General features: G+C 41.5%; 23 protein-coding genes, 5 tRNA genes, 1 other RNA gene and 1 pseudogene. 9 read left to right on the top strand and 21 right to left on the bottom strand.

Translation table 11 applies throughout. From position 1 onward, the window contains the following. Positions 1–33: 33 nt before the first annotated feature. Together trpE and recA are read right to left on the bottom strand one after the other, a co-directional pair. Positions 34–1,509, bottom strand: a complete 1,476-nt coding sequence (gene trpE, locus H3V11_RS10555; RefSeq protein ID WP_198218879.1) for an anthranilate synthase component I — start codon at positions 1,507–1,509, stop codon at positions 34–36. Between the two features lie 310 nt (positions 1,510–1,819). Beyond that, positions 1,820–2,869, bottom strand: a complete 1,050-nt coding sequence (gene recA / locus H3V11_RS10550) for a recombinase RecA (RefSeq protein WP_198224891.1) — start codon at positions 2,867–2,869, stop codon at positions 1,820–1,822. Between the two features lie 430 nt (positions 2,870–3,299). On the opposite strand from recA, the pseudogene H3V11_RS10545 reads away from it, so the two are divergent. From H3V11_RS10545 to H3V11_RS10535, 3 genes and pseudogenes are all read left to right on the top strand, one after another. Next, positions 3,300–4,536: pseudogene (locus H3V11_RS10545) on the top strand (DEAD/DEAH box helicase); the annotation flags it as partial. Between the two features lie 295 nt (positions 4,537–4,831). Beyond that, positions 4,832–4,929, top strand: an RNA gene (ffs, locus tag H3V11_RS10540) — signal recognition particle sRNA small type. Between the two features lie 118 nt (positions 4,930–5,047). Continuing rightward, positions 5,048–5,776: an SIMPL domain-containing protein gene (locus tag H3V11_RS10535; protein ID WP_198224887.1), complete on the top strand. Its 729-nt coding sequence runs from the start codon at positions 5,048–5,050 to the stop codon at positions 5,774–5,776. 107 nt (positions 5,777–5,883) lie between these two features. Here H3V11_RS10535 and H3V11_RS10530 read toward each other — a convergent pair. Then, positions 5,884–5,958 (bottom strand) — tRNA-Glu (locus H3V11_RS10530). Positions 5,959–5,965: 7 nt separating this feature from the next. Further along, positions 5,966–6,042: transfer RNA gene (locus H3V11_RS10525), tRNA-Arg, on the bottom strand. A 237-nt stretch (positions 6,043–6,279) separates the two neighbouring features. Between H3V11_RS10525 and H3V11_RS10520 the strand changes: the two genes are divergently transcribed. After that, positions 6,280–7,698, top strand: coding sequence for a 3'-5' exonuclease family protein (locus H3V11_RS10520; RefSeq protein ID WP_198224885.1), 1,419 nt, complete (start codon positions 6,280–6,282; stop codon positions 7,696–7,698). A 68-nt stretch (positions 7,699–7,766) separates the two neighbouring features. Here H3V11_RS10520 and H3V11_RS10515 read toward each other — a convergent pair whose 3' ends face one another. From H3V11_RS10515 to thiL, 3 genes are all read right to left on the bottom strand, one after another. Continuing rightward, positions 7,767–8,318 carry a ZapG family protein gene (locus H3V11_RS10515; protein ID WP_198224883.1) on the bottom strand — a complete coding sequence of 184 codons (552 nt, stop codon included), beginning with the start codon at positions 8,316–8,318 and terminating at the stop codon, positions 7,767–7,769. A gap of 131 nt (positions 8,319–8,449) precedes the next feature. Continuing rightward, entirely contained in the window at positions 8,450–9,001 is a 552-nt protein-coding gene (locus H3V11_RS10510) for a phosphatidylglycerophosphatase A (protein ID WP_370524692.1), read from the bottom strand. Then, positions 8,985–9,947, bottom strand: a complete 963-nt coding sequence (gene thiL / locus H3V11_RS10505) for a thiamine-phosphate kinase (protein ID WP_198224881.1) — start codon at positions 9,945–9,947, stop codon at positions 8,985–8,987. Before thiL ends, H3V11_RS10510 begins: the two co-directional genes overlap by 17 nt. 197 nt (positions 9,948–10,144) lie before the next feature. Between thiL and H3V11_RS10500 the strand changes: the two genes are divergently transcribed. Further along, positions 10,145–11,560 carry a pyridoxal-dependent decarboxylase gene (locus H3V11_RS10500; RefSeq protein ID WP_198224879.1) on the top strand — a complete coding sequence of 472 codons (1,416 nt, stop codon included), beginning with the start codon at positions 10,145–10,147 and terminating at the stop codon, positions 11,558–11,560. Between the two features lie 157 nt (positions 11,561–11,717). Here H3V11_RS10500 and H3V11_RS10495 read toward each other — a convergent pair whose 3' ends face one another. Both H3V11_RS10495 and cyaY read right to left on the bottom strand, forming a co-directional pair. Continuing rightward, positions 11,718–12,617 carry a LysR family transcriptional regulator gene (locus tag H3V11_RS10495; RefSeq protein ID WP_078474528.1) on the bottom strand — a complete coding sequence of 300 codons (900 nt, stop codon included), beginning with the start codon at positions 12,615–12,617 and terminating at the stop codon, positions 11,718–11,720. Positions 12,618–12,639: 22 nt separating this feature from the next. Beyond that, on the bottom strand, positions 12,640–12,963 hold the full coding sequence (gene cyaY, locus H3V11_RS10490) for an iron donor protein CyaY (RefSeq protein WP_084586041.1): 324 nt from the start codon (positions 12,961–12,963) through the stop codon (positions 12,640–12,642). Positions 12,964–13,095: 132 nt separating this feature from the next. Here cyaY and H3V11_RS10485 point away from each other — a divergent pair, with 132 nt between their 5' ends. The 3 genes from H3V11_RS10485 (at position 13,096) to H3V11_RS10475 (ending at position 15,941) form a co-directional block, all read left to right on the top strand. Next, entirely contained in the window at positions 13,096–13,266 is a 171-nt protein-coding gene (locus tag H3V11_RS10485) for a lipoprotein (RefSeq protein ID WP_078474526.1), read from the top strand. Then, positions 13,259–14,485 (top strand): diaminopimelate decarboxylase, encoded by a 1,227-nt coding sequence (gene lysA / locus H3V11_RS10480; protein WP_198224877.1) that lies wholly within the window; start codon positions 13,259–13,261, stop codon positions 14,483–14,485. Before H3V11_RS10485 ends, lysA begins: the two co-directional genes overlap by 8 nt. 259 nt (positions 14,486–14,744) lie before the next feature. After that, the gene (locus H3V11_RS10475) at positions 14,745–15,941 is read left to right on the top strand and encodes a PLP-dependent aminotransferase family protein (RefSeq protein WP_174829729.1); all 1,197 of its coding nucleotides are present in this window, start codon (positions 14,745–14,747) and stop codon (positions 15,939–15,941) included. Positions 15,942–16,235: 294 nt separating this feature from the next. On the opposite strand, the gene rpsJ is transcribed toward H3V11_RS10475, so the two are convergent. The 10 genes from rpsJ to dprA form a co-directional block, all read right to left on the bottom strand. Then, the gene (rpsJ, locus tag H3V11_RS10470) at positions 16,236–16,547 is read right to left on the bottom strand and encodes a 30S ribosomal protein S10 (protein ID WP_025329903.1); all 312 of its coding nucleotides are present in this window, start codon (positions 16,545–16,547) and stop codon (positions 16,236–16,238) included. Between the two features lie 17 nt (positions 16,548–16,564). Continuing rightward, positions 16,565–17,755 carry an elongation factor Tu gene (gene tuf / locus H3V11_RS10465; protein ID WP_025329891.1) on the bottom strand — a complete coding sequence of 397 codons (1,191 nt, stop codon included), beginning with the start codon at positions 17,753–17,755 and terminating at the stop codon, positions 16,565–16,567. Between the two features lie 41 nt (positions 17,756–17,796). Further along, a tRNA-Thr gene (locus tag H3V11_RS10460) sits at positions 17,797–17,871 on the bottom strand. 22 nt (positions 17,872–17,893) lie between these two features. Beyond that, positions 17,894–17,967 (bottom strand) — tRNA-Gly (locus H3V11_RS10455). 37 nt (positions 17,968–18,004) lie between these two features. Further along, positions 18,005–18,088, bottom strand: a tRNA-Tyr gene (locus tag H3V11_RS10450). A gap of 113 nt (positions 18,089–18,201) precedes the next feature. Next, on the bottom strand, positions 18,202–18,456 hold the full coding sequence (locus H3V11_RS10445) for a YfhL family 4Fe-4S dicluster ferredoxin (protein ID WP_037392355.1): 255 nt from the start codon (positions 18,454–18,456) through the stop codon (positions 18,202–18,204). A 91-nt stretch (positions 18,457–18,547) separates the two neighbouring features. Further along, the gene (rsmD, locus tag H3V11_RS10440) at positions 18,548–19,120 is read right to left on the bottom strand and encodes a 16S rRNA (guanine(966)-N(2))-methyltransferase RsmD (RefSeq protein WP_198224875.1); all 573 of its coding nucleotides are present in this window, start codon (positions 19,118–19,120) and stop codon (positions 18,548–18,550) included. A 78-nt stretch (positions 19,121–19,198) separates the two neighbouring features. After that, on the bottom strand, positions 19,199–21,493 hold the full coding sequence (gene topA, locus H3V11_RS10435; protein WP_198224873.1) for a type I DNA topoisomerase: 2,295 nt from the start codon (positions 21,491–21,493) through the stop codon (positions 19,199–19,201). Positions 21,494–21,634: 141 nt separating this feature from the next. Beyond that, positions 21,635–22,093: a DUF494 family protein gene (locus tag H3V11_RS10430; protein WP_025329887.1), complete on the bottom strand. Its 459-nt coding sequence runs from the start codon at positions 22,091–22,093 to the stop codon at positions 21,635–21,637. An 11-nt stretch (positions 22,094–22,104) separates the two neighbouring features. Then, positions 22,105–23,283 carry a DNA-processing protein DprA gene (gene dprA / locus H3V11_RS10425; RefSeq protein ID WP_100125049.1) on the bottom strand — a complete coding sequence of 393 codons (1,179 nt, stop codon included), beginning with the start codon at positions 23,281–23,283 and terminating at the stop codon, positions 22,105–22,107. A 387-nt stretch (positions 23,284–23,670) separates the two neighbouring features. Between dprA and H3V11_RS10420 the strand changes: the two genes are divergently transcribed. Then, complete coding sequence (locus H3V11_RS10420) at positions 23,671–24,456, top strand: DUF2071 domain-containing protein (protein WP_198224870.1); 786 nt, start codon at positions 23,671–23,673, stop codon at positions 24,454–24,456. A 104-nt stretch (positions 24,457–24,560) separates the two neighbouring features. On the opposite strand, the gene ruvC is transcribed toward H3V11_RS10420, so the two are convergent. Both ruvC and murU read right to left on the bottom strand, forming a co-directional pair. Next, positions 24,561–25,112 carry a crossover junction endodeoxyribonuclease RuvC gene (gene ruvC / locus H3V11_RS10415; protein ID WP_198190467.1) on the bottom strand — a complete coding sequence of 184 codons (552 nt, stop codon included), beginning with the start codon at positions 25,110–25,112 and terminating at the stop codon, positions 24,561–24,563. Between the two features lie 130 nt (positions 25,113–25,242). After that, positions 25,243–25,944 (bottom strand): N-acetylmuramate alpha-1-phosphate uridylyltransferase MurU, encoded by a 702-nt coding sequence (gene murU / locus H3V11_RS10410; protein WP_198224868.1) that lies wholly within the window; start codon positions 25,942–25,944, stop codon positions 25,243–25,245. Positions 25,945–26,068 lie beyond the last annotated feature (124 nt).

Genomic DNA, 26,068 nt, shown 5'->3' with positions numbered 1-26,068 from the left:
CCATAGTTAATTGTAAGTAACTAATTATCTGCTTTACTTATCCAGACCCTGCTGCACCATATGCGCCGCTCTGATTACTGCTCTGGCTTTATTTTGAGTTTCCTGCCATTCCAGCTCTTCATCTGAATCAAAGACGATACCGCCACCACTTTGTACATATAGTGTATTGTTTCTGACAACACCAGTACGAATAGCGATACATAAATCCATATCTCCGGAAAAACTCAGATAACCAGCTGCTCCGCCATAAACACCGCGTTTGTTTGGCTCCAGTTCTTCGATGATTTCGAGAGCACGCACTTTTGGTGCGCCTGAAAGCGTACCAGCCGGAAAGGTGGCAGCCAGTACATCCAGATTCGATGTTCCATCCTGTAATTCGCCTTCAACATTGGATACCAGATGCATTACATGAGAATAGCGTTCGATAATCATTTTATCGGTAACTTTTACCTGACCGATTTTACTAATGCGTCCGACATCATTGCGTCCAAGATCAATTAACATGACATGCTCGGCCACTTCTTTAGGATCATTTATCAGATCCTGTGCCAGTGCCTGATCTTCGTCTGGTGTTCTGCCCCGAGGACGCGTTCCGGCAATAGGACGTACGGTAACGCTGCTTTGTTCACGTCTTACCAGAATTTCCGGAGAAGACCCTACCACATAGAAGTCGTCAAAATGATAATAAAATAAATAAGGGGAAGGATTCAAAGTACGCAGAGCACGGTACAGACTCAATGGATTATCGTAAAAAGGCATGCTGAGGCGCTGACTGGGGACAACCTGCATACAATCGCCATTGAGAATGTACTCTTTTACTTGTTTAACATAATTTTTATATTGTTCTTCGCCAGTTTCTGTCACTGGCTCAGTTAATTCACTGCCAAGTGACAATGGCAACTGCACACTCTGACGCAGCGCGGTGCGTAACTCTTCTAAACGTGCTCTGGCCTGCTGATAACCATCTTTTTTACTGGTATCGGCATAAACAATCAGATAAATTTTGCCTGATAAATTATCCACAACCGCCAGCTCTAATGAAAGCAGCAGAAAAATATCGGGCACTCCAATCGGATTAGGTTTGTCTGCCTGCTTCAGCCGGTGGGCTATCTGTTCAAAGTGATAAATGGTTTCATATCCGAAATAACCTACCAATCCGCCTGTAAATCTTGGCAGGTCAGGAATATCAGGAGTTTTATATCTGTTCTGAAATGTTTTAATGAATTCCAGCGGATTACCCTGATGCGTTTCTATTAGCTGATTTTTCTGGTATACCCTTGTGTTTTGTCCGGATATTTTAATATAGGTATCACAGGGCAAACCGATAAAAGAATATCGACCAAAACGCTCACCATTTACTACCGACTCCAGCAAATAGCTGAATGGTTTATTTGCCAGTTTCAGGTAAAGTGATAATGGTGTATCCATATCTGCCAGCACTTCCTGTACTAATGGAATATGAGTATAGCCGGCAGTCATTTGTTGCTGATATTCAGCTAAAGTGATCATGATTTATGCTTGGTGTTGTTTAAAAGGTGTGGTTTCTGATTGGAAATTTTTACAAATAGTACTATTTTCCTTTTCAATATCATAACTTAAATCCGCTTTAAAAGCATTTATCAGATGTATACCTGAAGTAATGGAATGGTCTCTGACTCTGCAACTCATTTCCGTATTATCAATGGTATTGCTTATTCCATAAGCAATTACCTTTCTTTTAACTATATACTATCCAGAATTTTCCAGTCGATTTTTAACTCATATAAGCTAATAAAAAAGCTGCTTAGTGTAGCTAAGCAGCTTTTTAAAACAGACCCGTTTAGTCTTCGGCAGGCATTTCACCATCAGTATCATCCAACTGCCCTTCGGTATTCTGAGCAGTGATGCCTACTTTATTGCGAATTTTAAGATTAATTTCGTCGGCTATTTCCTGATTATCTTTCAACCATTGACGTACATTGTCTTTACCCTGACCTATTTTGCTGCCATTGTAGCTGTACCATGCACCTGATTTTTCAACAATGCCTAGCTTAACGCCGATATCAATCAACTCACCTTCCCAGCTGATACCTTCGCCATACAAAATATCGAACTCAGCCTGTTTAAATGGCGGAGCTACTTTGTTTTTGATTACTTTAACGCGTGTTTCATTACCAATAACATCATCACCTTTTTTAATCTGGCCGGTTTTACGGATATCCAGACGTACAGATGAGTAGAATTTCAGTGCATTACCACCAGTAGTGGTTTCAGGATTACCAAACATGACACCGATTTTCATACGAATCTGATTAATGAAAATAACCAGAGTATTGGTTTTTTTGATGTTACCAGTTAGTTTACGCAAAGCCTGACTCATCAGACGGGCCTGCAAGCCGACATGACTGTCACCCATTTCGCCCTCAATTTCAGCCTTGGGTACCAGAGCTGCAACCGAGTCAACAACAACCATGTCCACCCCGCCACTGCGAACCAGCATGTCACAAATTTCCAAAGCCTGTTCGCCGGTGTCAGGTTGTGATACCAGTAATTCTTCAACTTTTACCCCAAGTTTACGGGCGTAAATCGGGTCAAAGGCATTCTCGGCATCGATAAATGCACATACACCACCATCTTTCTGACACTGTGCTATGGCTTCCAGACACAGCGTGGTTTTACCGGAAGATTCCGGTCCGTAGATTTCTACGATACGACCACGTGGTAAACCACCTACACCCAGAGCCAGATCCAGTCCGAGTGAACCAGTAGAGATTACTTCGAGATTTTCATCGGTATGGCTGCCATCCATTTTCATGATGGAACCTTTACCAAAATTCTTTTCTATCTGCGCCAGTGCCGCAGCCAAAGCCTTGCTTTTTTCATTTGACATATTGATATGCTCACTTGTACTGTATGATTAACTTAATAAAGTTAATTATCTCATAAGCCTATGATTAGATGTTTAGCAAAAGCTTATTTATGCTATCTATTTGAATTATACGATTTTGTTATCTGTTACTTAATAGCTGAATACCCGTCTGCAAAAGGTTATACAAAGCTGTAATGACTTCATTCAAATGCTAATTTACGAATTTTTATTTAATTTTAGCCAGATAGCAGTCAGGTTTATAACAGGTTGATAAAGATGATACACTATTGGTTTACATTAGTGACTATTTTGTCACGATAACCATAACATCAATGATTGCCATCTACCGTTATGGTGCTTTTCTAAAAATAATGATATTTGAACAGTCATCTATTCTATCCAATTCGTAACAGTTGTATGTATTTGCAGACAACAACTGGAGGTTGTCAAAATGAATGCTTTTGCCAGCCTGGGTTTATCTCAGGAAATTGTTTCTGCGCTAACAGAACAAGGTTATCACGAACCTACACCTATACAGTATGCGGCTATTCCGAAAGCGCTGGCAGGTATGGATTTACTTGCTGCCGCACAAACAGGTACAGGAAAAACTGCAGCCTTTATGCTGCCCAGTCTGGAAAGGCTGAAACGCTATGCTAATACCAGTACATCTCCGGCAATGCATCCTGTTCGTATGCTGGTACTGACACCAACCCGTGAGTTGGCTGACCAGATTGATCAGAATGTACAGAGTTATCTGAAAAATCTTTCTTTACGCCAGACTGTGCTGTTTGGCGGGATGAATATGGAGATTCAGAAACAGGATTTACGTCAGGGCTGCGAGATTGTTATTGCCACAGTAGGACGTTTGCTTGACCACGTACAACAAAAAAATATCCAGCTAAACAAAGTAGAAATTTTGGTTCTGGATGAAGCAGACCGAATGCTCGATATGGGCTTTATTGACGATATCCGCAAAATCATGCAAATACTGCCATCACAGCGTCAGACTTTACTGTTTTCAGCAACTTTTGCACCTGCCATTCAGCGGCTCGCTCAGGATTTTATGCATAATCCGGAAAAAATTCAGGTAGCAGCACAAAATACCACTTCTGCCAATGTGGAACAGCATATTATTGCACTGGATAACGGACGCAAGCGTTCACTTCTGCAGCGGCTGATCTGTGATCTGAACATGAATCAGGTAATTGTATTCTGTAATACTAAGCAAAGTGTTGATCAGGTTAATCGCGAATTGAACCGCCGCGGAATAAGTGCACAAGCTATTCATGGCGATAAATCCCAGCAAACACGTCTGGAAACACTGGCACAATTCAAGGAAGGCAGTTTGCGTGTTCTGGTGGCTACGGATGTAGCGGCACGCGGTCTGGATATTGCTGAACTTCCGTTTGTAATCAATTATGAGCTACCTTTGAATGCCGAAGATTATGTACATCGTATCGGACGTACCGGTCGTGCCGGCGCTGAAGGGGTAGCTATTTCCCTGATGGATGAGCAGGAACAAAAAGTATTTAATGCAATAAAAGAATTAACTCAGAATAACCTGCAAATTGAACGCATTGAAGGCTTTGAACCGCGCTGGTGGGAACAGGCACCCGCTGAAAATAAAGCGTCACAGACTTCTTCGGTTAAAGTTGAGAGTGATAAACCGCGTCAGCGCGAACGAACAGCTAAAGCCAATCAGGCTAATGCAAATAATCAGACAGGCAGAACTCAGGATAGTAATGACGTAAGTGTCAGCTGTCAGCAAATTCCGGGACGTGCGCGCCGTTTCAGCCGTCATAATCATCCGCAATGCGCTCTGCTTCAACCGGATTATGGTGTACGTAAAACCAAAATCAGCCTTTAATTTTTGCGATTAATTATTTGAAATAGCTATTGTTTTAACAATAGCTATTTTTGTTTGTATTAAAATTAAGAAAATAGTTGGGAATTAGTCTAACTACCGGTATAATACCGCGCTGTGGCGGGTCTCCCCGCATGGTTATTTAGGACAACGGGTCAGGTGCGGAAGCAAGCAGCCCATCTTAAAGCGACCAGTGCCGGGGGTTTGGCTCGCCACCCTTATTTCTAAATTCTCTGTATATTCCTCATCTTTTCCCATTATTATCAAATAATTATTGTATTTAATCTGTCACCTTGCTAATCTGCTTTAATTATATTGTGACAAAGGTTTGTACAATGAACCGCCGCTTTATTTCATATATCTTCATAGTATTACTATCTGTATATTCAACAAGTAGCAGTCTGGCAGAAGAAATAAAATTAAATTATGGTGTAGTAGAGCTGAGTGCACAGGCGTCGCAAACCATTACCCGGGATGAAATGGTGCTGGTATTGAAGATTCAGCAACAGGGAGCGGACAGACAACAGATCAGCAATAAAGTTACCAGTCAACTGAATCAGATTCTGGCTAATGCACACCGGCATGCTGATTTTAATACCACACAATTAACGCGTGCGGTTGAGCCAAGATTTGATTATCAAAAAGATAAACGCATCGATAATGGCTGGCAGGACAGTGCTCTGATACAGATTAAAAGTACAAATTTAGCGGCTTTAAATCAGTTCGCTGCTACAGTACAGCATCTGGCAACCATTGAAGCTATAAATTATCAGGTTGCGGATACAACACTGAACAACTATGAAACAAAATTAACCCGACAGGCCATTGCCCGTTTTCAGGAGCGTGCAACACAAATTACTCATGAACTAGGCGGTCATGGATACAAAATAGTGAATATAAATTTAGGCAATAGCCAGTCTACCCAGAATTATGCAGCCTATGCTCAACCTATGATGCTAAGCCGTACAGCCGGTTCTGCTCCGGTTCAGGATATTGCAGCCGGTGAAACTCGTCTCACATTAAACATTAATGGAAAAATTCAGATAACCGGACTACCTGAATAAAAAAATCAGTCACTCTTACTTAAATTAGTTCAATACCTATATGAATTCTGAACAGAAATCTGGATAAAAGAAAAGCCAGCTTAAAAAAGCTGGCTTTTCTTATTAACTGGCACGCCCACGGGGAATCGAACCCCGGTTACCGCCGTGAAAGGGCGATGTCCTAACCGCTAGACGATGGGCGCGGAAACTTGGTGCACCCGGAGCGATTCGAACGCCCGACCCTCTGGTTCGTAGCCAGATACTCTATCCAACTGAGCTACGGGTGCGAGAAAGATGTGCAGTATAGGTAACATCGGCATTACTGTCAAGACCAGTCATAATTAAAAAATAGCAATATTAAGCAATATACTGTTTTATCGACAGATAAATTCATATTTAAATTCTGAAGACCTGTATAGATAGTGTTTATATAAATTCATTAAACTTCTTAGTATAAAGGCATTATTCCATAACATGCATTTTAGTATAGAATGACTATTTTTTAAGCGTTAGTTATTTGCGTCATGAGTATTGTTACCAACGATGACGCCGCTGCATTTGCCGAGCTGGCAGCGGTTTTTTGTACGCTGCCTCTGCCTGTTGCCATAGTCGATCTTGAAACCACTGGTGGCCATTTCGCTCAGGACCGGATTACTGAAATTGCTATTTTACGTTTTCATCAGGGTTGTATCAGCCGACATCAATGGCTGGTTAATCCGCAGCAACCCATCAGCGATTTTATTACTAAGTTAACAGGTATCAGCAACGAAATGGTGCAGGATGCACCGAGCTTTACCGACATTGCAGATGAGCTTCTACCTTTACTGCGCGGGCACCTTCTGGTCGCACATAATAGTCGCTTTGATTACACTTTTTTGCGTCATGCTTTTGCACGCAATAATATTAATTTTGCAGCACCAACACTTGATACAGTCCCCTTTTCACGCAAATTATACCCGCAGCATTTCAAACATAATCTGGATGCCATTATTGCGCGTTTCGAAATTGATCTGAACGCAGCCGACCGCCATCGTGCCATGGGTGACGTTCTTGCTTTAACTGAGTTTTTACAGCGCAGCTTGCGTGAGCATGATAATGCCCTTTGGCAGTCTCAGTGGCGGGCAATGATTAAACCGGGTTATTTCCCTGCATGGCTTAAACCTGAATTACGTCAGCAATTATATGCCCTGCCAGACAGCTCCGGGCTTCTGTTACAACATTCTCCGAATCAGCCTGAATCTTTAATGATAGTGGAACGGGCTTTTACCGATATATGTCTACAATTTCAGCGCCAAAATACACAAAGCTACTGGAAAAATACTACAGAAATTAATTTTATTCCCGCAGTCAGCTCTTTGCATGCATTATGGCTATATGGTTACTATCAGTTACACCCACAAACACAGACACATTTATCCAAATCTTCCTCACCTGCTAACTGGTATACGGTTTCTTTTGTAGCCAATCAGCGCAGACAATTACAGGCAAGAATTATTCGACTACAGGAAGAAATATTGCAACATCCGCCTTACGGATTATTTGCTCATCCGCGTGCAGCAAAACGTGCATTATCTGACTGGGCACGCCGCTATGATCTGTGCCCAGCGGTACTGGATATTCTGCCGCAAAGCATCAGCACTCATGAGCCTTGTCCGAAACAAGCTGCTCATTTATGTGATGGTCACTGCCGTAAAGAAACAGCTATGGCTGACCAAAATGACAAAGTTATCCAATATGCGCCATTGTTACCGGTTTGCGACTGGGGCAAATGGCATCAGATACGTGTTACTGAAACAGATGCAGTAACTGATACGAATGTGACGATTGAGGCTCAGGCAGGCTGTATCCGGCTGGATGACCAGCACTGGTATTTTCATCCTCTTTTACCTAAACTACTTAAACAGCGATTGAAAAAACCGGAAAATATCGAATTTATACGCTAATTAAAATAAAAATCAGGCTGTAGCAAAAATTTTGCTACAGCCTGATTTTTTAATGCATTAAACCCTAATCAGGATTTACTCTGTTGTAAATCAATTGATTTTTCTGTTGATCCACTGTCACGTGTAACATTTTTGCTTTTAGGGTGTGTCAGCTGCTCATGGCTAGGTATCACGTTAGGACCGATACGATCAGGTACCTGATCCGGCATGCCGTTAATTGGGATGACGGCCGCTTGCATCACATCAGTATAAGGCAAGGTCGAATCCGCATCTGTTTGCGGATTTTTATTTTCTGAACTGGTCATAAATGCCAAAGTGACACTTTTATCAGCACGTTTCTGTAGCAGTTCCTGCAAAGTATTTTTTTCCATCAATTGCTTTGCATCAATATTGAGTTGTTGCAATACTTTTTCATAGCAGCGATTTAACTCATCTACAGCACTGGCCGTATGAATAAAATGCTGGTCTACCTGCTGACGATAACTGTCAAAGCTGGCTTTAACTGACTGATATTGCTGATTCTGACTACTGCGCCGCAATAACAGCCACATCAGTCCCATACCAAGCACCAAACCGATTATTGCAGCAATTAATACATACAACCAAACCTGACCACTCATGCTGTTTTCCTTTTCCTGTTGAATATCATATCTGACATCAGCCCCATGCAGATTACTTTATCATTATGGTTAGCATAGCATAACGCATTCCGGATTATTATTGATTAAAGATTTAACTGTTTTATGCAATTTTATCTGAATATATTCAAGTTTGAATCATAAGATGATATACAGTATCCCGCCAGTAATAACACCAGTAAACTAAAAATTGCCGCAATCAAATCATCCAGCATAATACCGAAACCGCCGTGTACCCGGGCGTCAAACCAGCGAATAGGCCATGGTTTTACAGCATCGAAAAAACGGAAAATAACAAAAGCAGCCAGCCACCATATCCAGCCTGCCGGGATACAAAATAAAATCAGCATCATAGCAGCAATTTCATCCCAGACGATGCCTCCATAATCCTGCCGGCGCAATGCTTGTTCAGTATAATCACAAATAAATATACCAACCAGAAACAGCGACAAAGCAAAAATGATATTCAGCCACAGGGGTAATCCCAGCATAAGCCATAATGCGGCCAATGGAATGGCTGGTAGTGTCCCGAATGTTCCGGGTGCTTTCGGCGCTAATCCCGTACCAAAACCAAAACCCAGCCAGCATACCGGATGCCGGCACAACCAGCGCCAGGTAGGTGTTACCGGTGCAGTAGTCAAATCTTGTTCAGCCAAAATGGTCAAATCCTTGTTTAGATAAGCTGATAATATTGCCCGCATTATCTTTTAACTGCAATAGTCCTGATGCAGTAATAGCACCAATTCGTGTTACCGGTGTAACAGTAGTCTGAGCTGCGGTTAAAATTGCTTCACGTTGTACAGGAGGTGCAGTAAATACCAGTTCATAATCATCACCTCCGGCCAGCATCCATTGCCTTAATTGCTGCTCATCATCAGATATCTGCCGTAAAGTCTGTAAGCCGGGAATAGCATCGACATTCAACTGTGCACCCACCTTACTCGCAGCCAGAATATGTCCGAGATCCTGAGCCAGACCATCAGAAATATCCTGCGCAGCATGCGCAAGGGAGAGCAGCTGTCTTCCTAGTGCAACCCGTGGTTCCGGACGCAGACGTTTCTGTTCACACGTCTTATATACATCTGCGGGTAATTTTACTTTTCCCCAGTGCATATCCAATGCAGCGGCAGCCAGCCCCAACTGATCGGATACCCAGATATCATCACCGATTTTTGCGGCATCACGTCGCAAAGCCTGTCCTCTAGGTGCTTCACCAATAATATTAACATTAAATATCCAGTTACCTTTAGTGGTATCACCACCAATCAGTGTTACCCCAAAACGCGCAGCAAGAGCAAACAAAGCATCACAAAACGCTGTTAACCATTCTTTATTTAGCTCAGGCAGCGCCACACTAAGCAATGCCCAGCGTGGACTGGCTCCCATAGCGGCCATATCCGACAAATTAACAGCCAGTATTTTATGCGCCAGATCCCCCGGGGCAACATCCGGAAAAAAATGTGTTCCGCCTATCAGCATATCAGTACTGAAATGCAGATCATAGCCATTACGAGGTCTTATAATAGCGGCATCATCCCCAATACCCAGAATAAGTTGCTCATCCTGCTGCTGACGATATAAATATTGACGAATAAAATCAAATTCATTCACGATAGACAGACTTTAGAATACAAATCAGATTCAGATTTTAAGATGTCTGCCTGAATCTTTCCAGAAAGTCTATTACCATAACCAGGCAGAGTTTATTGCCTTATCTAAAGATATCATTGCTTAAATTTAAAAGAAATTTCTCCAATAATTAAAAAGTTATACAATTAATTCTAGATAAATCCATACAATAAATATATATGAATAAAACATTAAAAAACGATTTAACTGCCATCAATGAACTATTAGAAAATACTTTTCATCAATCTATCGACTTTCTAAACAACCTCGACAGTATGCCAACATGTTGCCAATTAACTCAGCAACAGCAAAATAGTTTGCCGCAACTAAATCTACCCGAACAAGGTTATGGCGGATTAGCGGCCTTAAATCAATTTAATACTCAGTTTAAAGAGTTTATTGTTGCTTCAGGCGGTCCCAGATATTGGGGGTATGTAACCGGAGGCAGTACACCGGCTGCAATAATAGGCGATATTCTGGCCACTATTTACGATCAGAATACTCAGGCTATCAGCGGCGAGGGGGATGTATCTGCACGTATTGAAACTCAGACAACTGATTTATTACTGGATTTATTCAATCTGCCAAGAGAATTTACCGGCGGATTTGTCACCGGCACGACCATGGCAAATTTTTCTGCGCTGGCTGTGGCCAGACAATGGTATGGCACTCAGTTTAAACAGGATATTGCTGCTGATGGTTTAATAAATCTATCACTGCCAGTTATATCGGCTACCCCTCATTCATCAGTATTAAAATCATTGGCTATGCTTGGTTTAGGCAGAAATAACTTAATTACCATTCCTACTCTTTCAAATCAGCGTGAAGCCATTAACGTAGCCGAATTAAAACCGTTTATTGAAGATCGTTTCAAACATCAGCCATTTATTCTGGTTTTAAATGCCGGTACAGCCAATACAGCTGATTTTGATGCTATTGCGGAAATTATGGAGTTGAAACATAGCTATAACTGTTGGATACATATTGATGCCGCCTTTGGAGCATTTGCCGCCTGCTCTTCACACTATCCGCATTTACTTAATGGTTGGGAAATGGCTGACAGCATTGCCATAGATTGCCATAAATGGTTAAACGTACCTTATGAAAACGCCTGCTTTTTTATACGAAAAGAGCATTTCAGCTTACAGTTTAACCAGTTTAAAAACAGCAGCGCTCCATATCTGGAAAATCAACTGGAAAATTTTAACTTTATGAATATCTTGCCGGAAAATTCAAGAAGACTAAAAGCATTACCAGTATTGTTCAGCCTGTTGGCCTATGGCAGAGAAGGGTATCGGTATATTGTGGATAATTCTATTGAGCTGGCTCAAGAATTTGGTAACTATATACGTAAAAGCAGCTATTTTGAATTATTGGCTGAAGTACGTTTAAATATTGTCTGCTTTAAAGTTACTGCCGCCTGCGATACCGCTGAATTTCTGCAAAAATTAAATAAAACCGGCCTTGTATTTATGACACCAACCACTTTTAATCATGAAAAAGGCATTCGTGCAGCATTTGTAAACTGGCGAACTACTATTGAAGATATTAAATTAGTATGTTCATTAATTGAAAACATGATCAATATTAAATAATCTATAAGAAGTTATACATATTATTGGTTTACCCGTTTATCGGTTTTCTATTTTTATTTAAATACTTACTTTGAATAAAAATTCACTTATTATTTATTGCCTTGTAATTTTTTTGGCTAGCTATCTAATTTAAAGGAGTACTCCGTTCTTAACTGCCTTAAGGCAACAGACCGCTTAACTCTCCCAGAAACCAGTTTACCCGTGGATCAGGCGTAGGACGGGTAACAGCAAAATGATTTACTATATTAGTCGCCTGCTGTGCCAGTAATGGCACCAGTTCACCTGTACGAACGTAAGGCTCAGCCATATCTTGTGACAAAAAACCAAGATGGCTGCCTGCGAGAATAAACAATAATGTTGCCCGCTCTTTATCTGCAGTAGCCGTAGTTACTCCGGCAGAAAAGCCGGCATTAGCCGGAAAATCAGCATAGGTACGTTTTACCCAGTGATATTCTTCAGCAAGCTGATTTAACGTTAAATCCTTAACTTTTGCAGCCGGATGTTCTGCATGACAATAAACATGCTCACGCTGCTCGAAAACTATCTGATATTGCAAATTTTTCAGCAGGCTATAGTAATAGCCGATACCAAAATCCATCTGATTATTGGCAATAGCGGTTTCGATATCATGTGGCGCACAAATATCAATAGTCAGACGCAGCTCCGGATAATGCTGATAGGCACTGGCAATGACCTGATTAAAAATACGCTGAAAATCAGGTGGTAAATACTCAACTAAGCCAATTCGCAACTTACCGGAAAGCACAGAACGATGCCATTTAATATTCTGTACTTCCCGATGAAACTCAGAGGTTGCCTGTAAAAGTAATGTACAAGCTTCATATAATTGATGTCCGGCTTTAGTCAGCCCGAAACCGGAACGACCGCGCCGGCATAATATCACGCCCAGACTTTCTTCCAAATGCGCCAAATGCATACTGATTGCCGATTGTGACATATTCAGCCGTTTTTGTGCAGCAGTCACACCCTGACATTCAACAATGGCCACAAATGCCTGTAAAGCCTTCAAATCATGTTTAATCAAGGTATGCAACATCACTATTTCCCCATATCAGAAATCAGCTCAGAACCGGAATAGATACGTCATCATCACAGGCGGCAGACAGCACCTGATTTAAGACCGCAAAAAATTCACTGCCATCCCGTGCTGAAAGCCATTGACCGTTCTTGCAGGCAAAATGATAACCGCCACTTTTTGCCGCTATCCATAATTCCTGAGTGGCAGCATGCCGGTTTACAATAATCTGCTCACCTCTTTCTGCTTCAATTGTGAGTACATTTCCGCCAGCTTCACAATCGAGATCCCAACCGCCCTCATCTATTTTTTCCTCAATATAGCCAAACAAATCATCACTATATTGCAAAAATTCACTTTCGGTCATCTTACTTACCATACCCCTGCATTTTATTACATTCACACTGTTATCTTGCCATATAATATGTTTAAATCCTAGTTTTATCCGTTCTGGCAGTACAGCTGTTCACTGCCAGCTTAACTACAATAGGTCAGATTAATGTTTCGTTTCTTCTTTTTAACTGTAATTGCAACCAGTTGTTTAGCGGCCTGTGGTTATAAGGGTGATCTTTATTTGCCAAAAGAGGGAGATAAAGCTAAATACGGACCTGTACAAACCGGACTGACTATTGATCCGATTGATCAGAAAAATTTACCTAAACATGACTAATTCCCTGAAATGTGAACAAGTACCCTACTCTGTACTGGCTGCACAGTATGGTACACCATTATATGTTTATAGCCAGAAAGCAATGACAGATGCTTTTAATCTTTATCAGCAGGCTTTTGCCGATTTAAAACCTTTAATATGTTACGCAGTCAAAGCCAATGGAAATTTATCTATTCTGCGCTATTTTGCCGGTCTGGGCTGCGGTTTTGATATCGTTTCAGGCGGAGAATTAGAACGGGTGTTACTGGCTGGCGGAGCTGCCGACAAGGTCATCTTTTCCGGCGTGGGCAAAAGCAGTGCTGAAATTGAATTTGCCCTGAAAAACAATATTCGCTGTTTTAATGTTGAATCACTGGCTGAGCTGGAACGTATTAATAGTATTGCCCAGCGTCTGAATAAAATTGCTCCGGTATCATTGCGTATTAATCCTGATGTTGATGCTCATACCCATCCGTATATTTCTACTGGGTTAAAAGCCAATAAATTCGGAATTGCCAGTCAGGATGCATTAGCAGCATATCAGCTTGCAGCTACGTTACCGCACTTAAAAATTACAGGAATTGACTGCCATATTGGCTCACAACTCACTGATTTATCACCTTTAATCGAAGCATTGCAACGATTATTGGTACTAGTAGACAAACTCGACGAACTGGGAATCCAGATAGAGCATATTGATTTGGGTGGTGGCATAGGTATTGTTTATCAAAACGAAAATGTGCCTGATCTGAATGCTTATGCAGCAGCAGTCAGCAAATTGTTATCCGGGCGTAACCTGCCATTAATACTCGAACCCGGGCGCAGTCTGATTGGTAATACCGGCAGTTTGCTCACTACAGTTGAATACATTAAACAAGGTGAAGAAAAGAACTTTGTGATTGTAGATGCGGCCATGAATGATCTGATGCGGCCTTCACTATATCAGGCCTATCACAATATTATTAACGCCAGTCCGACAACTGCAGATAAATTTGTTGCTGATGTCGTCGGACCAATTTGCGAAACCGGGGATTTTCTGGCTAAAGACCGAACCATTGCGGCTAAAGCAGGTGATTTACTGTTAATACAAAGTGCCGGGGCATATGCTTCCAGTATGGCAAGTAACTATAACACTCGCTGTCGTGCCGCTGAGGTATTGGTTAATGGTACAGAACATCATCTGATTCGAGAGCGAGAAACAATTGACAGTCTGTTGGCTACCGAAACAGCATGCTTATGAATAATCCATACTTATTGTAATAATAAAGCACAAGTATAGCGTCATCTGCCAGTATTTTTGCACAAACGCTATACTAATTTTATGTTACTCATCGAAAAGCTTTTCAGATATTGAATATTCTCCGGCTGATATTACGCTTTATAAGTACGATATAAAATTCGTTGCATTATCCAAACCACAATTAAAAAATAATTTTAAAATCAAATAAGATAAATATATTTTAACAATTAAGCAAATATCATCTAAAAAGGTCAGATTTATGCCTTGGAAATTTTCCCGACGTGCACAAAATTTAAAAAGCTCAACCATCAGAGAAATCCTTAAAGTCACCGAACAGGCAGATGTTATTTCATTTGCTGGCGGCTTACCGGCACCAGATACATTTCCATTATCAGAAATCAAAGATGCAGCTAATGCCTTACTGGAAAACCAGGATATTTATGGTGCACTACAATATGGACCAAGTGAAGGCTATACACCTTTACGGCAATGGATAGCTAATTATTTATCTGAACGTGATCATGTATCTGTCAGTAGTGATGAAGTTCTGATAGTAACTGGTTCGCAGCAGGCATTGGATTTAATCGGGAAAGCACTAATTGATACTAACGATAAAGTACTGGTAGAAACTCCGACTTATCTTGGGGCATTACAATCCTTTAATCAATACAATCCCGAATATATAGCTATTGCCAGTGATAATGAAGGCTTAATTCCTGAAACTATTGATAATGAACTGGCAAGCTCTGCAAAATTTCTATATAGCATTCCAAACTTTCAAAACCCTACCGGACGTCGGTTACCATTACACCGACGACAAGCTTTAGCCGCAAAAGCAAAACAGAATAATTTATTGCTGATTGAAGATGATCCTTATGGCGATTTGGATTATCAGGGTCAGCGTTTGCCTGCTTTATATACGCTGGCACCAGAAAACACTGTTTATTTAGGTTCTTTTTCCAAAATTTTAGCGCCGGGGCTCCGCTTAGGATATCTGGTTGCGAATAAGCAATTCATCAGTAAACTGCTTCCGCTAAAACAAGCTTCTGATTTACATACCCCTAGCCTGACCCAGTACATTGCTTATCAGGTTCTTAGTAAAAATAATTTTCTCAATCATCATATTCCGAAAATCCGCCAGCTCTATAATGCCCGCTGCCAGTATATGTTGCAATCATTAGCACAGTATATGCCTAAAGAAGTTAGCTGGAATCAACCTGAAGGAGGTATGTTTATCTGGGTTGAATTACCTGAATATATTAATGCTACTGAATTACTCCAAGAAGCCATTGCTCAGAAAATAGTTTTTGCTCCCGGTGAAACTTTCTATGTACACGGTGAAAAAAATAATTGTTTAAGGCTGGCTTTTGTAACTGTTTCAGAAGAAAAAATTGATATAGGAATAAAAAAAATGGCAGATATAATTAAACATCACATTCAACAACAATTGCTGTGAAATATTAGCAAACTGCATCAATCTGTTTTTTCCACCACAGCCAATACCCAGTATGGTATTGGTTTTTTTATGGCTTAAACTATTAACTAAATACTCTGCACACTAATTCAAGCTGGCTAATAAATTCCGAATTAATGGAAAAATCATTAATCGTAAAATATCCACCTTACCTATCACAGAACAGATTTTGCCTAAAATTTTGGATTGGTTATTCTAGCCTACTCAATTAGCCGAATTAAGAATAAATAAAAAACGGACTGGAAAATATCCAGTCCGTTTTAGTAATTCAATTAATTATTGAACTTTAATTTCAACATCAACACCAGCTGGCAAGTCCAGTTTCATCAATGCATCAGTGGTTTTATCAGTCCAATCGATAATATCCATTAGACGCAAATGAGTACGAATTTCCAACTGTTCACGTGAAGTTTTATTCACGTGAGGAGAACGCAGCAGATTAAAACGTTCGATTTTGGTTGGCAGAGGAATCGGACCTTTTACCACAGCGCCAGTACGTTTGGCAGTGTCTACGATTTCCTGTGCAGAACGATCAATTAGAGCGTAGTCATAAGCTTTCAGACGAATACGGATTTTCTGGTTTTTCATATCTATATTCTTCCTGATTAAGCGATAACTTTAGCAACCACACCGGCACCAACTGTTCGGCCACCTTCACGAATCGCAAAGCGTAAGCCTTCTTCCATCGCAATCGGATGAATCAGTTCTACGTCTATCGTTACATTCTCTCCCGGCATTACCATTTCCACTCCTTCCGCCAGGCTTACTGCGCCAGTTACGTCTGTTGTACGGAAATAGAACTGCGGACGGTAGTTCGCAAAGAACGGTGTATGACGACCACCTTCTTCTTTGCTCAGTACGTATACTTCGGCTTTGAATTTGGTGTGCGGAGTGATGCTGCCCGGTTTTGCCAGTACCTGACCACGTTCTACTTCTTCACGTTTGGTACCACGCAGCAATACACCTACGTTATCACCTGCCTGACCCTGATCCAGCAATTTGCGGAACATTTCAACGCCAGTACATGTGGTTTTCTGGGTGTCTTTCAAACCAACGATTTCAATTTCGTCACCTACATTGATTACACCGCGTTCTACACGACCGGTAACCACGGTACCACGACCTGAAATTGAGAATACGTCTTCAATCGGCAACAAGAATGGTTTGTCTACTGCACGTTCCGGTGTAGGAATGTAGCTGTCCAGTGCATCTGCCAAAGCCATAATTGAAGCTTCACCGATGTCTGACTGGTCACCTTCCAGTGCTTTCAGAGCTGAACCTTTAATCAAAGGAACATCATCACCCGGGAATTCGTAGCTTGACAACAGGTCACGAATTTCCATTTCTACCAGTTCCAACAACTCTTCGTCGTCTACCATGTCACATTTGTTCATGTAAACGATAATGTAAGGTACACCTACCTGACGAGCTAACAGGATGTGCTCACGGGTTTGCGGCATCGGACCGTCAGCTGCAGAAACCACCAGAATCGCGCCGTCCATCTGGGCAGCACCGGTAATCATGTTTTTCACGTAGTCAGCGTGTCCCGGGCAGTCAACATGTGCATAGTGACGTTCTGCGGTTTCGTATTCTACGTGTGATGTATTAATGGTAATACCACGGGCTTTTTCTTCCGGGGCATTGTCAATCTGATCATAAGCTTTGGCTGCACCACCAAATTTCTGGGACAGAATGGTACACATTGCAGCAGTCAAAGTGGTTTTACCATGGTCAACGTGACCAATGGTGCCAACGTTTACGTGCGGTTTGCTCCGCTCGAATTTTTCTTTAGCCATGGCTACTTCCTATCTAAAGATGATTAGGTTTATCAATTCTATGGTGCCCATGGACAGAATTGAACTGTCGGCCTCTCCCTTACCAAGGGAGTGCTCTACCCCTGAGCTACATGGGCGTACGGTAGGTATTTACTTATCTGGAGCGGGTGAAGGGAATCGAACCCTCACCGTAAGCTTGGAAGGCTTCTGCTCTACCATTGAGCTACACCCGCATACTCACTTAAAAAACTACAAGTAAGACTGGAATTTTGGTGGAGGGAGAAGGATTCGAACCTTCGAAGCTTTCGCAACAGATTTACAGTCTGCCCCCTTTGGCCGCTCGGGAATCCCTCCAAAAGAGAACGGCATGATAATGTTCATTTGCCACTTCGTCAAGTCTATTCAGCATTTTTTTTTGCTTAAAATAGTAATCAACTGTTTCAAATACATTTCATGCTTGGAAAAATTTACTCTTTTTCCGCCATTAGCTGCTGATATTTTGCTTCCAGCTCTTCTTCGCTTTCCGGATGTTCTTCATCAATAATGATACAGTCTACCGGGCAAACCTGCTGGCATTGCGGCTCATCATAATGGCCGACACACTGTGTACAGCGCTCAGGGGTGATTTCATAAATCTCATCACCCTGATAAATAGCGTTGTTCGGGCACTCAGGCTCACATACATCGCAGTTAATGCACTCATCTGTTATCAAGAGTGACATGTTTTTCCTTTATCGTTAAATTTAACTCTAAACCGTTGGGCGCGGATTATAGCACTATTTTGTTTTCTCTCCTGCAATCCGGTCTTTCTCTCTACTCAGTATTAATTTTATGATAAGTTAATAATTCAAAACGACTTATACCTGACTTTCCTTGTTTAAGTACCTCCCAGCCAGCTGGAAGTGCAGGTAATGTGTTACTTTCCATGTATACGCGCGCATTCGGAAGCAAATGTAATGAAAGAGCATCCAGCAATTCATGCCATTGCTGCCAGACATACGGCGGATCGAGAAATACTATGTTAAATTGCTGGTGATTATTTATGAGAAAACTGTGTGCTTCTGTACAGATAAGCTCTATCTGCCCAAAATTCAATTGTTGCACATTACTTTTTATTGCCGCAGCAACCTGACGATTTTTTTCTATCATAGTAACTTTGGCAGCATTTCGTGATGCAGCCTCCAGCCCCATTACCCCACTACCGGCAAAAAGGTCCAGAACTGCCATTCCGGTTAAATCCTGTCCCAGCCAGTTAAACAATCGTTCACGCACGCTATCTGCAGTCGGACGCAGTCCTTCGGCTGCCGGAAATGTTAATTTACGTCCGCGATGAGTACCGCCAATAATGCGTACCTGATTGCGATGCTGATACTGTACTTTTGCCACGTATACTCACTCCGATAAAAAAAGACTTTCAGGCATTCTGAAAGTCTTGATACATCTAATTTTTTAAAGCAGCCTGATTTATTCTTTTGGTGCAGGTGGTTCAATCTGCTCGGTATAACCGCACTCTTTTTGCGGACACACTTTTTCAGTTCCATGCCGCTTAGTTGTTTTGATGGTCATTATTGGCCAGCCACACTGCGGACAGCTTTCTTTAACCGGCGGATTCCAGACAGCATAATCACAGTCCGGATAAGTATTACAACTGTAAAATAATTTACCATAACGGCTTTTACGCTCAATCAGATTGCCTTTATGACATTTAGGGCACTCAATACCAGTGTCTTTTGGCTTTTCAAGCGGTTCAATATATTTACATTTAGGATAATTGGAACAACCGATAAATTTGCCGTAACGTCCGCGTTTATATACCAGTTGTCCTTCACACTTCGGACAAACCCGCCCTTCTACAACTGTCGGTTCTTCCGCTGCCTTTGCTGCTTCCTCGGCTGTTTCATTAACATTGCGGGTGTAGTCACATTCCGGATAACCGCTGCATGCAATAAAACGCCCGCGCTTACCAAATTTAATTTGTAATTGGTGGGTACCGCATTTAGGACAGATTTCATCCAGATTTTCGGCAGTTAATTCTGCGCGGGGTATATCTTCCTTAGCTTTGATTTCTTTATCAAAGCCTTTCCAGAACTGCTGCATTACGGGTTTCCATTCCCGTTTACCGCCGGCTATATCATCCAGCTGATTTTCCAGTCTGGCAGTAAAGTTATAATCCACATACTGACCGAAATGTTCGGTCAGAAATTTATTAACCACTTCACCGGTATCAGTGGGCATAAAACGTTTCTGCTCCAGAGTAACATATTCCCGCTCTTTTAGTGTGGAAATAATACTGGCATAGGTTGATGGGCGACCAATACCATACTCTTCCAGTGCTTTGACCAGACTGGCTTCAGAATAACGTGGTGGCGGCTGGGTAAAATGCTGCTCGCCAAAAATCCTGTCAACCGGCAAACTGTCACCCTCATGTAGTTCCGGCAATTTTTTGGCATTCTCATCTTCTTCGCTGTCGTCCACACCCTCTTCATAGACACTGAGGAAACCGGCAAAAGTTTGTACCTGTCCGGTTACTCTGAAGATACCTTTACCCACAACAATATCAACACTGGTAGTATCAAAGCGTGCAGGCGCCATCTGACAGGCCACTGCCCGCTGCCATATCATCTGATACAAGCGAAACTGGTCGGCAGTCAGAAATGGTTTTACTGCTTCTGGCGTGCGATACACTGAGGTAGGACGAATAGCCTCATGCGCTTCCTGTGCATTTTTAGATTTGGTTTTGTATATTTTGGGCGATGAAGGTAAAAATTCATTACCGATTTTGTTGTCAATATAATGACGTATTTCTGTTACAGCTTCATCTGAGAGACTAACCGAATCGGTACGCATATACGTAATCAGACCCACAGCTCCTTGTCCGACATCCACACCTTCATATAACTGCTGTGCGGTACGCATGGTACGATCAGTTGTCATACTCAGCTTACGTACTGCTTCCTGCTGCATAGTCGAAGTGGTAAATGGAGCTGCAGGATTACGGCTGCGCTTTTTCTTTTCTACGTTAGATACATGTGCTGGCTGACCGGCCAAAGCTGAAACGATACCTTGCTGACGTTCTTCATCAGGAATGTCAAATTGTTCCAGCTTCTGCCCCTGCCAATGGGTTAGTTTAGCGGTAAATTTAGTACGTGCTTTATGGCTATCAAGGTGTACAGTCCAGTATTCCTGTGCAGTAAACTCGCGGATTTCCTCTTCTCGTTCACAAATCATGCGTAATGCCGGGCTTTGTACTCTGCCAGCAGATAAACCACGACGAATTTTTTTCCACAATAAAGGTGACAGATTAAAACCCACCAGGTAGTCCAGTGCCCGTCTTGTCTGCTGTGCATCTACCAGCGTTTGTGACAATTCACGCGGATGGGCTACTGCATCCAGTACAGCTTTTTTGGTCACTTCATGAAACACTACCCGCTTTGGCTGCAGGTTTTTCAGACCGCGTTTGGATTTCAGTATTTCCTGCAAATGCCATGAGATGGCTTCACCTTCCCTATCCGGGTCGGTAGCCAGATACAATGCATCAGCCTCTTTAGCTGCAGCCACAATTGCATCGAGATGTTTGGCATTACGACTTACTAACTGGTATTTCATAGCAAAGTCATTTTCCGGATCCACTGCACCGCTTTTGGGAACCAGATCACGCACGTGACCGTAGGAAGCGAGAATTTCAAAATCGCTACCTAAATATTTCTTCAGCGTTTTCGCTTTAGATGGAGATTCAACAATCAACAGGTTTTTTGCCATTAGTTCAGGCTCACATTCGTAATTTAAATATTTGTGATATGTTGTTAGTCTGGATTATTCTAATAAATACATTTGAACAATGCAAAAAGCTTTCAGACACGCTGACTGAAAGCTTTCAAGCAACTGTATCGTTTCAGTAACTTACTGCATGACGGCTTCACCATTGAGCGCAGCCATTAATTCATCACCTATCAGCACCGGTAATTCTGAGCGGTGTGCCCATAACACCAGTAAAGCTAATACTTTAGCATGATCCACCGTAATATCTTCGTAAGGTAAGTTCATCAGGGCATTGAGTACAAATTCACGCTGCTCCGGATTAAGAGCACCATTCTGCTCCAGAAAATGTACCAGTCCACGCACTTCAAGCGGAAGCGCATCGAGCTCTTCATTATTATAAATGCGTGATCCAGTGCTATTGCGTAACTTTTCTGCCGGAATTAATGGTTCAAAACGCAAATCGTCCAGACAGGATAAAGCGTCGCCGATTTCTTCATCATTAAAACCGACTTCTTCCAACAATACGCCTAAGTCTTTACGCGGTGGAAATGCATCAACGTCTTGAAAGTGCTCAATCAAAAACGCTATTACATCAATCATTTGCTTTCCTCTCAAGATTTAATGCGTTGATAACAACCGCCTGGCAGAGTGGTAATCCAGCCACCAAGCTCCAATGTCACGAGATGAGCATACACATCTGTAGCAGCCATGCCAAGTGCTGTAACTAACATATCCGGATGCATTATGCCGTAACCCAGTCCGTCCAGCACCTGCTGCTCCATCGGGTTAAGTATACAATCTGGTGAATGAACTGATAATGAATCTTCTGAACTATCAGTATTTGTAGATGATTTACTTATATCATCAGTTTGCAGATGAGGACGATTGCTATATGATTGCAAATCTTTTTTTTGCAAGAGGCGTGGACATTCCTGCAAAATATCTTCCAGATTTTCTACTAATTTGGCACCTTGTTTGATTAATGCGTGGCAGCCTTTACTTAAAGGGTTATCAATAGAACCCGGTATCGCCATAACTTCCCGCCCCATTTCTCCAGCCAGTCTTGCAGTAATCAATGAGCCCGATTCAGTTGCGGCTTCAACTACCAGCGTACCCTGACTAAGTGCAGCAATCAAGCGGTTACGTCGCGGAAAATTTCCCGGCGAAGGACGAGTACCCAAGGGAAATTCAGAAATAATACAGCCATGAGCTGCAATTTGTGTGGCTAAATTTTTGTTGCGTGCCGGATATACTCTGTCAATACCTGTACCCCAAACTGCCACTGTTGTACCGATTGCCTGCAAAGCACCCTGATGTGCTGCTGTATCTGCGCCACTAGCCATGCCTGAAACAATTGTTACACCTTTCCGTGCCAGTGCAGCTGCAAAATCATGTGTAATGCGCATGGCTTGTGGTGTTGCATGCCGACTACCAACAATTGATAAAGCAGGTTGATGCAAACACTGACTATCACCACGAACAAACAATAATGGAGGCGGTGTTAAACCCTTGGTTAGCATTGCCGGAAAATCATTATCTGCCAGTAGTAATAAACGTGCATCAGTATGCGCTTGCTCCCATTCTATAGCTGCTTCAGTTGCCTGCTTTGCTACATCACTATGCCAATACTTACTGATTTGCCGTTGACAAAAAGGCGATATTTCAGCAGCCGATGCACTAAGAGCATTTTGCGCGGAACCAAAATATTTAATTATGCGAAGAAAAGTTTCAGCACCTACAAACGGAGTCAATGCCAATTCAATCCAGGCTAGGCGTTCTTGTGTATCCATATTATATTTTTAATATTTATTACATTTGATTATGACAAAATTATTAAAAATAAACAAATTTTGTTTTTTATTATTATTTATTCACATAATATTCAAATCAAATAATTTTACAATTATGACAAACATATTAAATACATAATTCCCCGTTTACCATAAGCTAATTAATTAGCTTTTAAAAATATAATTTTATCTAATATTCTTTATATATAAAAAAATTAATTTATGATATGAAATTATTATTTTTTATAATGTAAATATTTAAAATAAATTTAATAATTTATTTTAAATAATGTTTACTTTTGTAAATTTAATATATATACTAAATTTAGGAAAATTTATGACTCCTGATACTGATTAGATTTCCAGATAAGAATTAAAGGTATTGATATGCTAACGCCTCTTAAATTTAAAGATTTTCTGCATCCGCGTCCGGCTACATCAGGCATAGATGTAGACTGTAAATTAAAACATTTTGCTATTATTACTTACGCGATTGATGCAGAGAGATTTGCAGGATTATTTCCATCACGTTTTCAGCTGGATAGTGTCATAATTAATGGTGAGCAAAAAGGCTTGTTATCAGTAGTACCTTTTATGGATGTTGATTTCACTTCAGCCGTTTATCCGTTCCCTGTTTTTACCATGGGGCAAACCAACTATAGAATTTATATTATAGATACCACTACTGGTGAACGCTGTGTCTGGTTTTTAGGCACAACTCTGGATTCCTGGACGATTATGGTACCCCGGAATGTATGGAAATTACCCTGGCATCGGGGCAAAATAAGTTTCAATTGTCACTTTGACCCACTTTCCAAATGTTACCAGCACTATGAAATGCATACAGAGTCTGACTGGGCACCTGCACAGGTACAATTAAGCCAGCAGCCAGACCAACAATTTCATTTTCAGGGGTTTCCTGATAATGAAACGGCACTGGTATATCTGACTCATCCACTGGCCGGCTTCTACTACCGGCGTAATGGTAAATTGGGAACTTACCGTGTTTGGCATGATCGACTGGACGTAAAGCCGGCAAAACTTGAGTCAGCACAATTTGGCCTGTTAAGTAGAATGAATTTAGTTAATCAGGATGAACAGCAGCATCCCTACAGCGTTTTACTTCAGCCTATCAACGAATTTACCATCTATTTACCACCTACAGCGTTATAGATTTTATCAACAAAAATTATAATTTACTAATTGTATTGTTCTGCACATAGAAAATAGAAATAAGTACTTTGACAAATAGCAGAATATCGTCTGGCAGACAGAATTCAACGAAAACGACCAGATTTAATGGTTAGCCCCTGTTGAATTTTTGAAGCCAGACTATAATTTCGTAAAGCATGAGTTAATGCTACCGCTAAAGCATCCGCAGCATCAGCCTGAGGCGTACCCGAGAGTGACAGCATTTGCACCACCATATGCTGCACCTGCTCTTTAGCAGCTTTCCCCTTACCTACTACAGCCTGTTTGACCTGTAATGCAGTATATTCAAATACAGGCAGTTCTCCCAGGGTTAATGCTGCCAATACGGCTCCACGAGCCTGTCCCAGTACCAATGTTGCAGCAGGATTAACATTGACAAAAACCTGTTCTACAGCAGTTTGCGTTGGCTGATAGGTTGTAATCACCTCACGTAAATTTTGAACGATTATACGGATACGCTCAGCTAATGGGGCACCTAAAGTCGTTTTAATACAACCGGAAGCCACATAAATATGCTGGCTACCGATGACATCAATAACTCCAAAGCCGGTAACTCGGCTGCCAGGATCAACGCCCAGAATTCGAATATGAGTTTGCTCTGTCGGCTGTTTTTGCATGTTTTACTACTTAATCGCTGAAAAACAAGGATTTATGCTGACCGGTTGTGACACTATCTTATAAAACGGATATTCGCTCTGCCAGCTGAGTAAATTATGTTACCGTATATTAATCATATCTGTTAGTGATTCATGATATTTTTTCAGCAAACCATTGATTTGCTTGTTGCAATCGCTCTACTGTACCTACATCCAGCCAATAGCCATCATAATACTCACCGCTCACCAGCCCGGTTTGCATAGCTGTACGCAACAAAGGTGCCAGTTTAGCCCGGGTATATCTTGGTATCTCATTAAAAAGAGCTGGATGATAAACACCTACACCACTGAAAGTAAATGCCGGGTTTTCTGGCTGTCGTTCAATAATATCCCCTTGGTCCGTCAGGCTAAAATCACCTTCTGGGTGATGTCCCGGATTATTAACCAGCCATAAATGTGCCAGCTTACCTGTTTGCTGTAACTTTTTACTAATCTTGAAAGCCTGTGCAAAATCAATATCGGTTAAGACATCTCCGTTTATAACCAGAAAAGGGGCATGACCCAATAAAGGTAAGGCTGTAGCAATCCCTCCGGCCGTTTCCAACCCACCCTCAGCTTCTGCTGAATAACGGATATCCACGCCATAAGCATGCCCTGAGCCTAAAGTATCTTCAATTTGTTGTCCAAGCCAGGCATGATTAATAACAATATCATTAACTCCGGCTGCCTTTAACCGCCGTAAATGATGAGCAATTAAAGGTAGACCACCAACATTCATCAATGGTTTCGGACAAGTATCTGTCAGTGGACGCATTCGCTCACCGCGTCCGGCAGCAAGAATCATGGCTTTCATGGTGATTGATTATTCCGTAGTAAATACAGTTAAAATTACAGGCTGATAGATCAAGCCGATAATATAACAGGCAAAGCATATAGCTTTGCCTGAATATTCGAAATCATAGCTGATTAATAAATTT

The sequence above is a fragment of the Snodgrassella sp. W8158 genome (genome assembly GCF_016100435.1).
In the GTDB taxonomy this organism is placed as follows: Bacteria; Pseudomonadota; Gammaproteobacteria; order Burkholderiales; family Neisseriaceae; genus Snodgrassella; species Snodgrassella alvi.
The sequence above is the reverse complement of the archived record's forward strand: the minus strand, read 5'-3'. Positions and strand labels throughout refer to the sequence as shown.

Excerpts from the sequence above, each read along its gene's own strand:
- trpE (WP_198218879.1), bottom strand. The coding sequence starts at position 1,509 with ATGATCACTTTAGCTGAATATCAGCAACAAATGACTGCCGGCTATACT.
- topA (WP_198224873.1), bottom strand. The coding sequence starts at position 21,493 with ATGGCAAAAAACCTGTTGATTGTTGAATCTCCATCTAAAGCGAAAACG.
- murU (WP_198224868.1), bottom strand. The coding sequence starts at position 25,944 with ATGAAAGCCATGATTCTTGCTGCCGGACGCGGTGAGCGAATGCGTCCA.
- lysA (WP_198224877.1), top strand. The coding sequence starts at position 13,259 with ATGACTAATTCCCTGAAATGTGAACAAGTACCCTACTCTGTACTGGCT.
- recA (WP_198224891.1), bottom strand. The coding sequence starts at position 2,869 with ATGTCAAATGAAAAAAGCAAGGCTTTGGCTGCGGCACTGGCGCAGATA.
- H3V11_RS10495 (WP_078474528.1), bottom strand. The coding sequence starts at position 12,617 with ATGTTGCATACCTTGATTAAACATGATTTGAAGGCTTTACAGGCATTT.
- cyaY (WP_084586041.1), bottom strand. The coding sequence starts at position 12,963 with ATGACCGAAAGTGAATTTTTGCAATATAGTGATGATTTGTTTGGCTAT.
- H3V11_RS10420 (WP_198224870.1), top strand. The coding sequence starts at position 23,671 with ATGCTAACGCCTCTTAAATTTAAAGATTTTCTGCATCCGCGTCCGGCT.
- H3V11_RS10520 (WP_198224885.1), top strand. The coding sequence starts at position 6,280 with ATGAGTATTGTTACCAACGATGACGCCGCTGCATTTGCCGAGCTGGCA.
- dprA (WP_100125049.1), bottom strand. The coding sequence starts at position 23,283 with ATGGATACACAAGAACGCCTAGCCTGGATTGAATTGGCATTGACTCCG.
- H3V11_RS10535 (WP_198224887.1), top strand. The coding sequence starts at position 5,048 with ATGAACCGCCGCTTTATTTCATATATCTTCATAGTATTACTATCTGTA.
- ruvC (WP_198190467.1), bottom strand. The coding sequence starts at position 25,112 with ATGCAAAAACAGCCGACAGAGCAAACTCATATTCGAATTCTGGGCGTT.
- H3V11_RS10485 (WP_078474526.1), top strand. The coding sequence starts at position 13,096 with ATGTTTCGTTTCTTCTTTTTAACTGTAATTGCAACCAGTTGTTTAGCG.
- H3V11_RS10500 (WP_198224879.1), top strand. The coding sequence starts at position 10,145 with ATGAATAAAACATTAAAAAACGATTTAACTGCCATCAATGAACTATTA.
- H3V11_RS10445 (WP_037392355.1), bottom strand. The coding sequence starts at position 18,456 with ATGTCACTCTTGATAACAGATGAGTGCATTAACTGCGATGTATGTGAG.
- tuf (WP_025329891.1), bottom strand. The coding sequence starts at position 17,755 with ATGGCTAAAGAAAAATTCGAGCGGAGCAAACCGCACGTAAACGTTGGC.
- H3V11_RS10430 (WP_025329887.1), bottom strand. The coding sequence starts at position 22,093 with ATGATTGATGTAATAGCGTTTTTGATTGAGCACTTTCAAGACGTTGAT.
- H3V11_RS10475 (WP_174829729.1), top strand. The coding sequence starts at position 14,745 with ATGCCTTGGAAATTTTCCCGACGTGCACAAAATTTAAAAAGCTCAACC.
- rpsJ (WP_025329903.1), bottom strand. The coding sequence starts at position 16,547 with ATGAAAAACCAGAAAATCCGTATTCGTCTGAAAGCTTATGACTACGCT.
- H3V11_RS10515 (WP_198224883.1), bottom strand. The coding sequence starts at position 8,318 with ATGAGTGGTCAGGTTTGGTTGTATGTATTAATTGCTGCAATAATCGGT.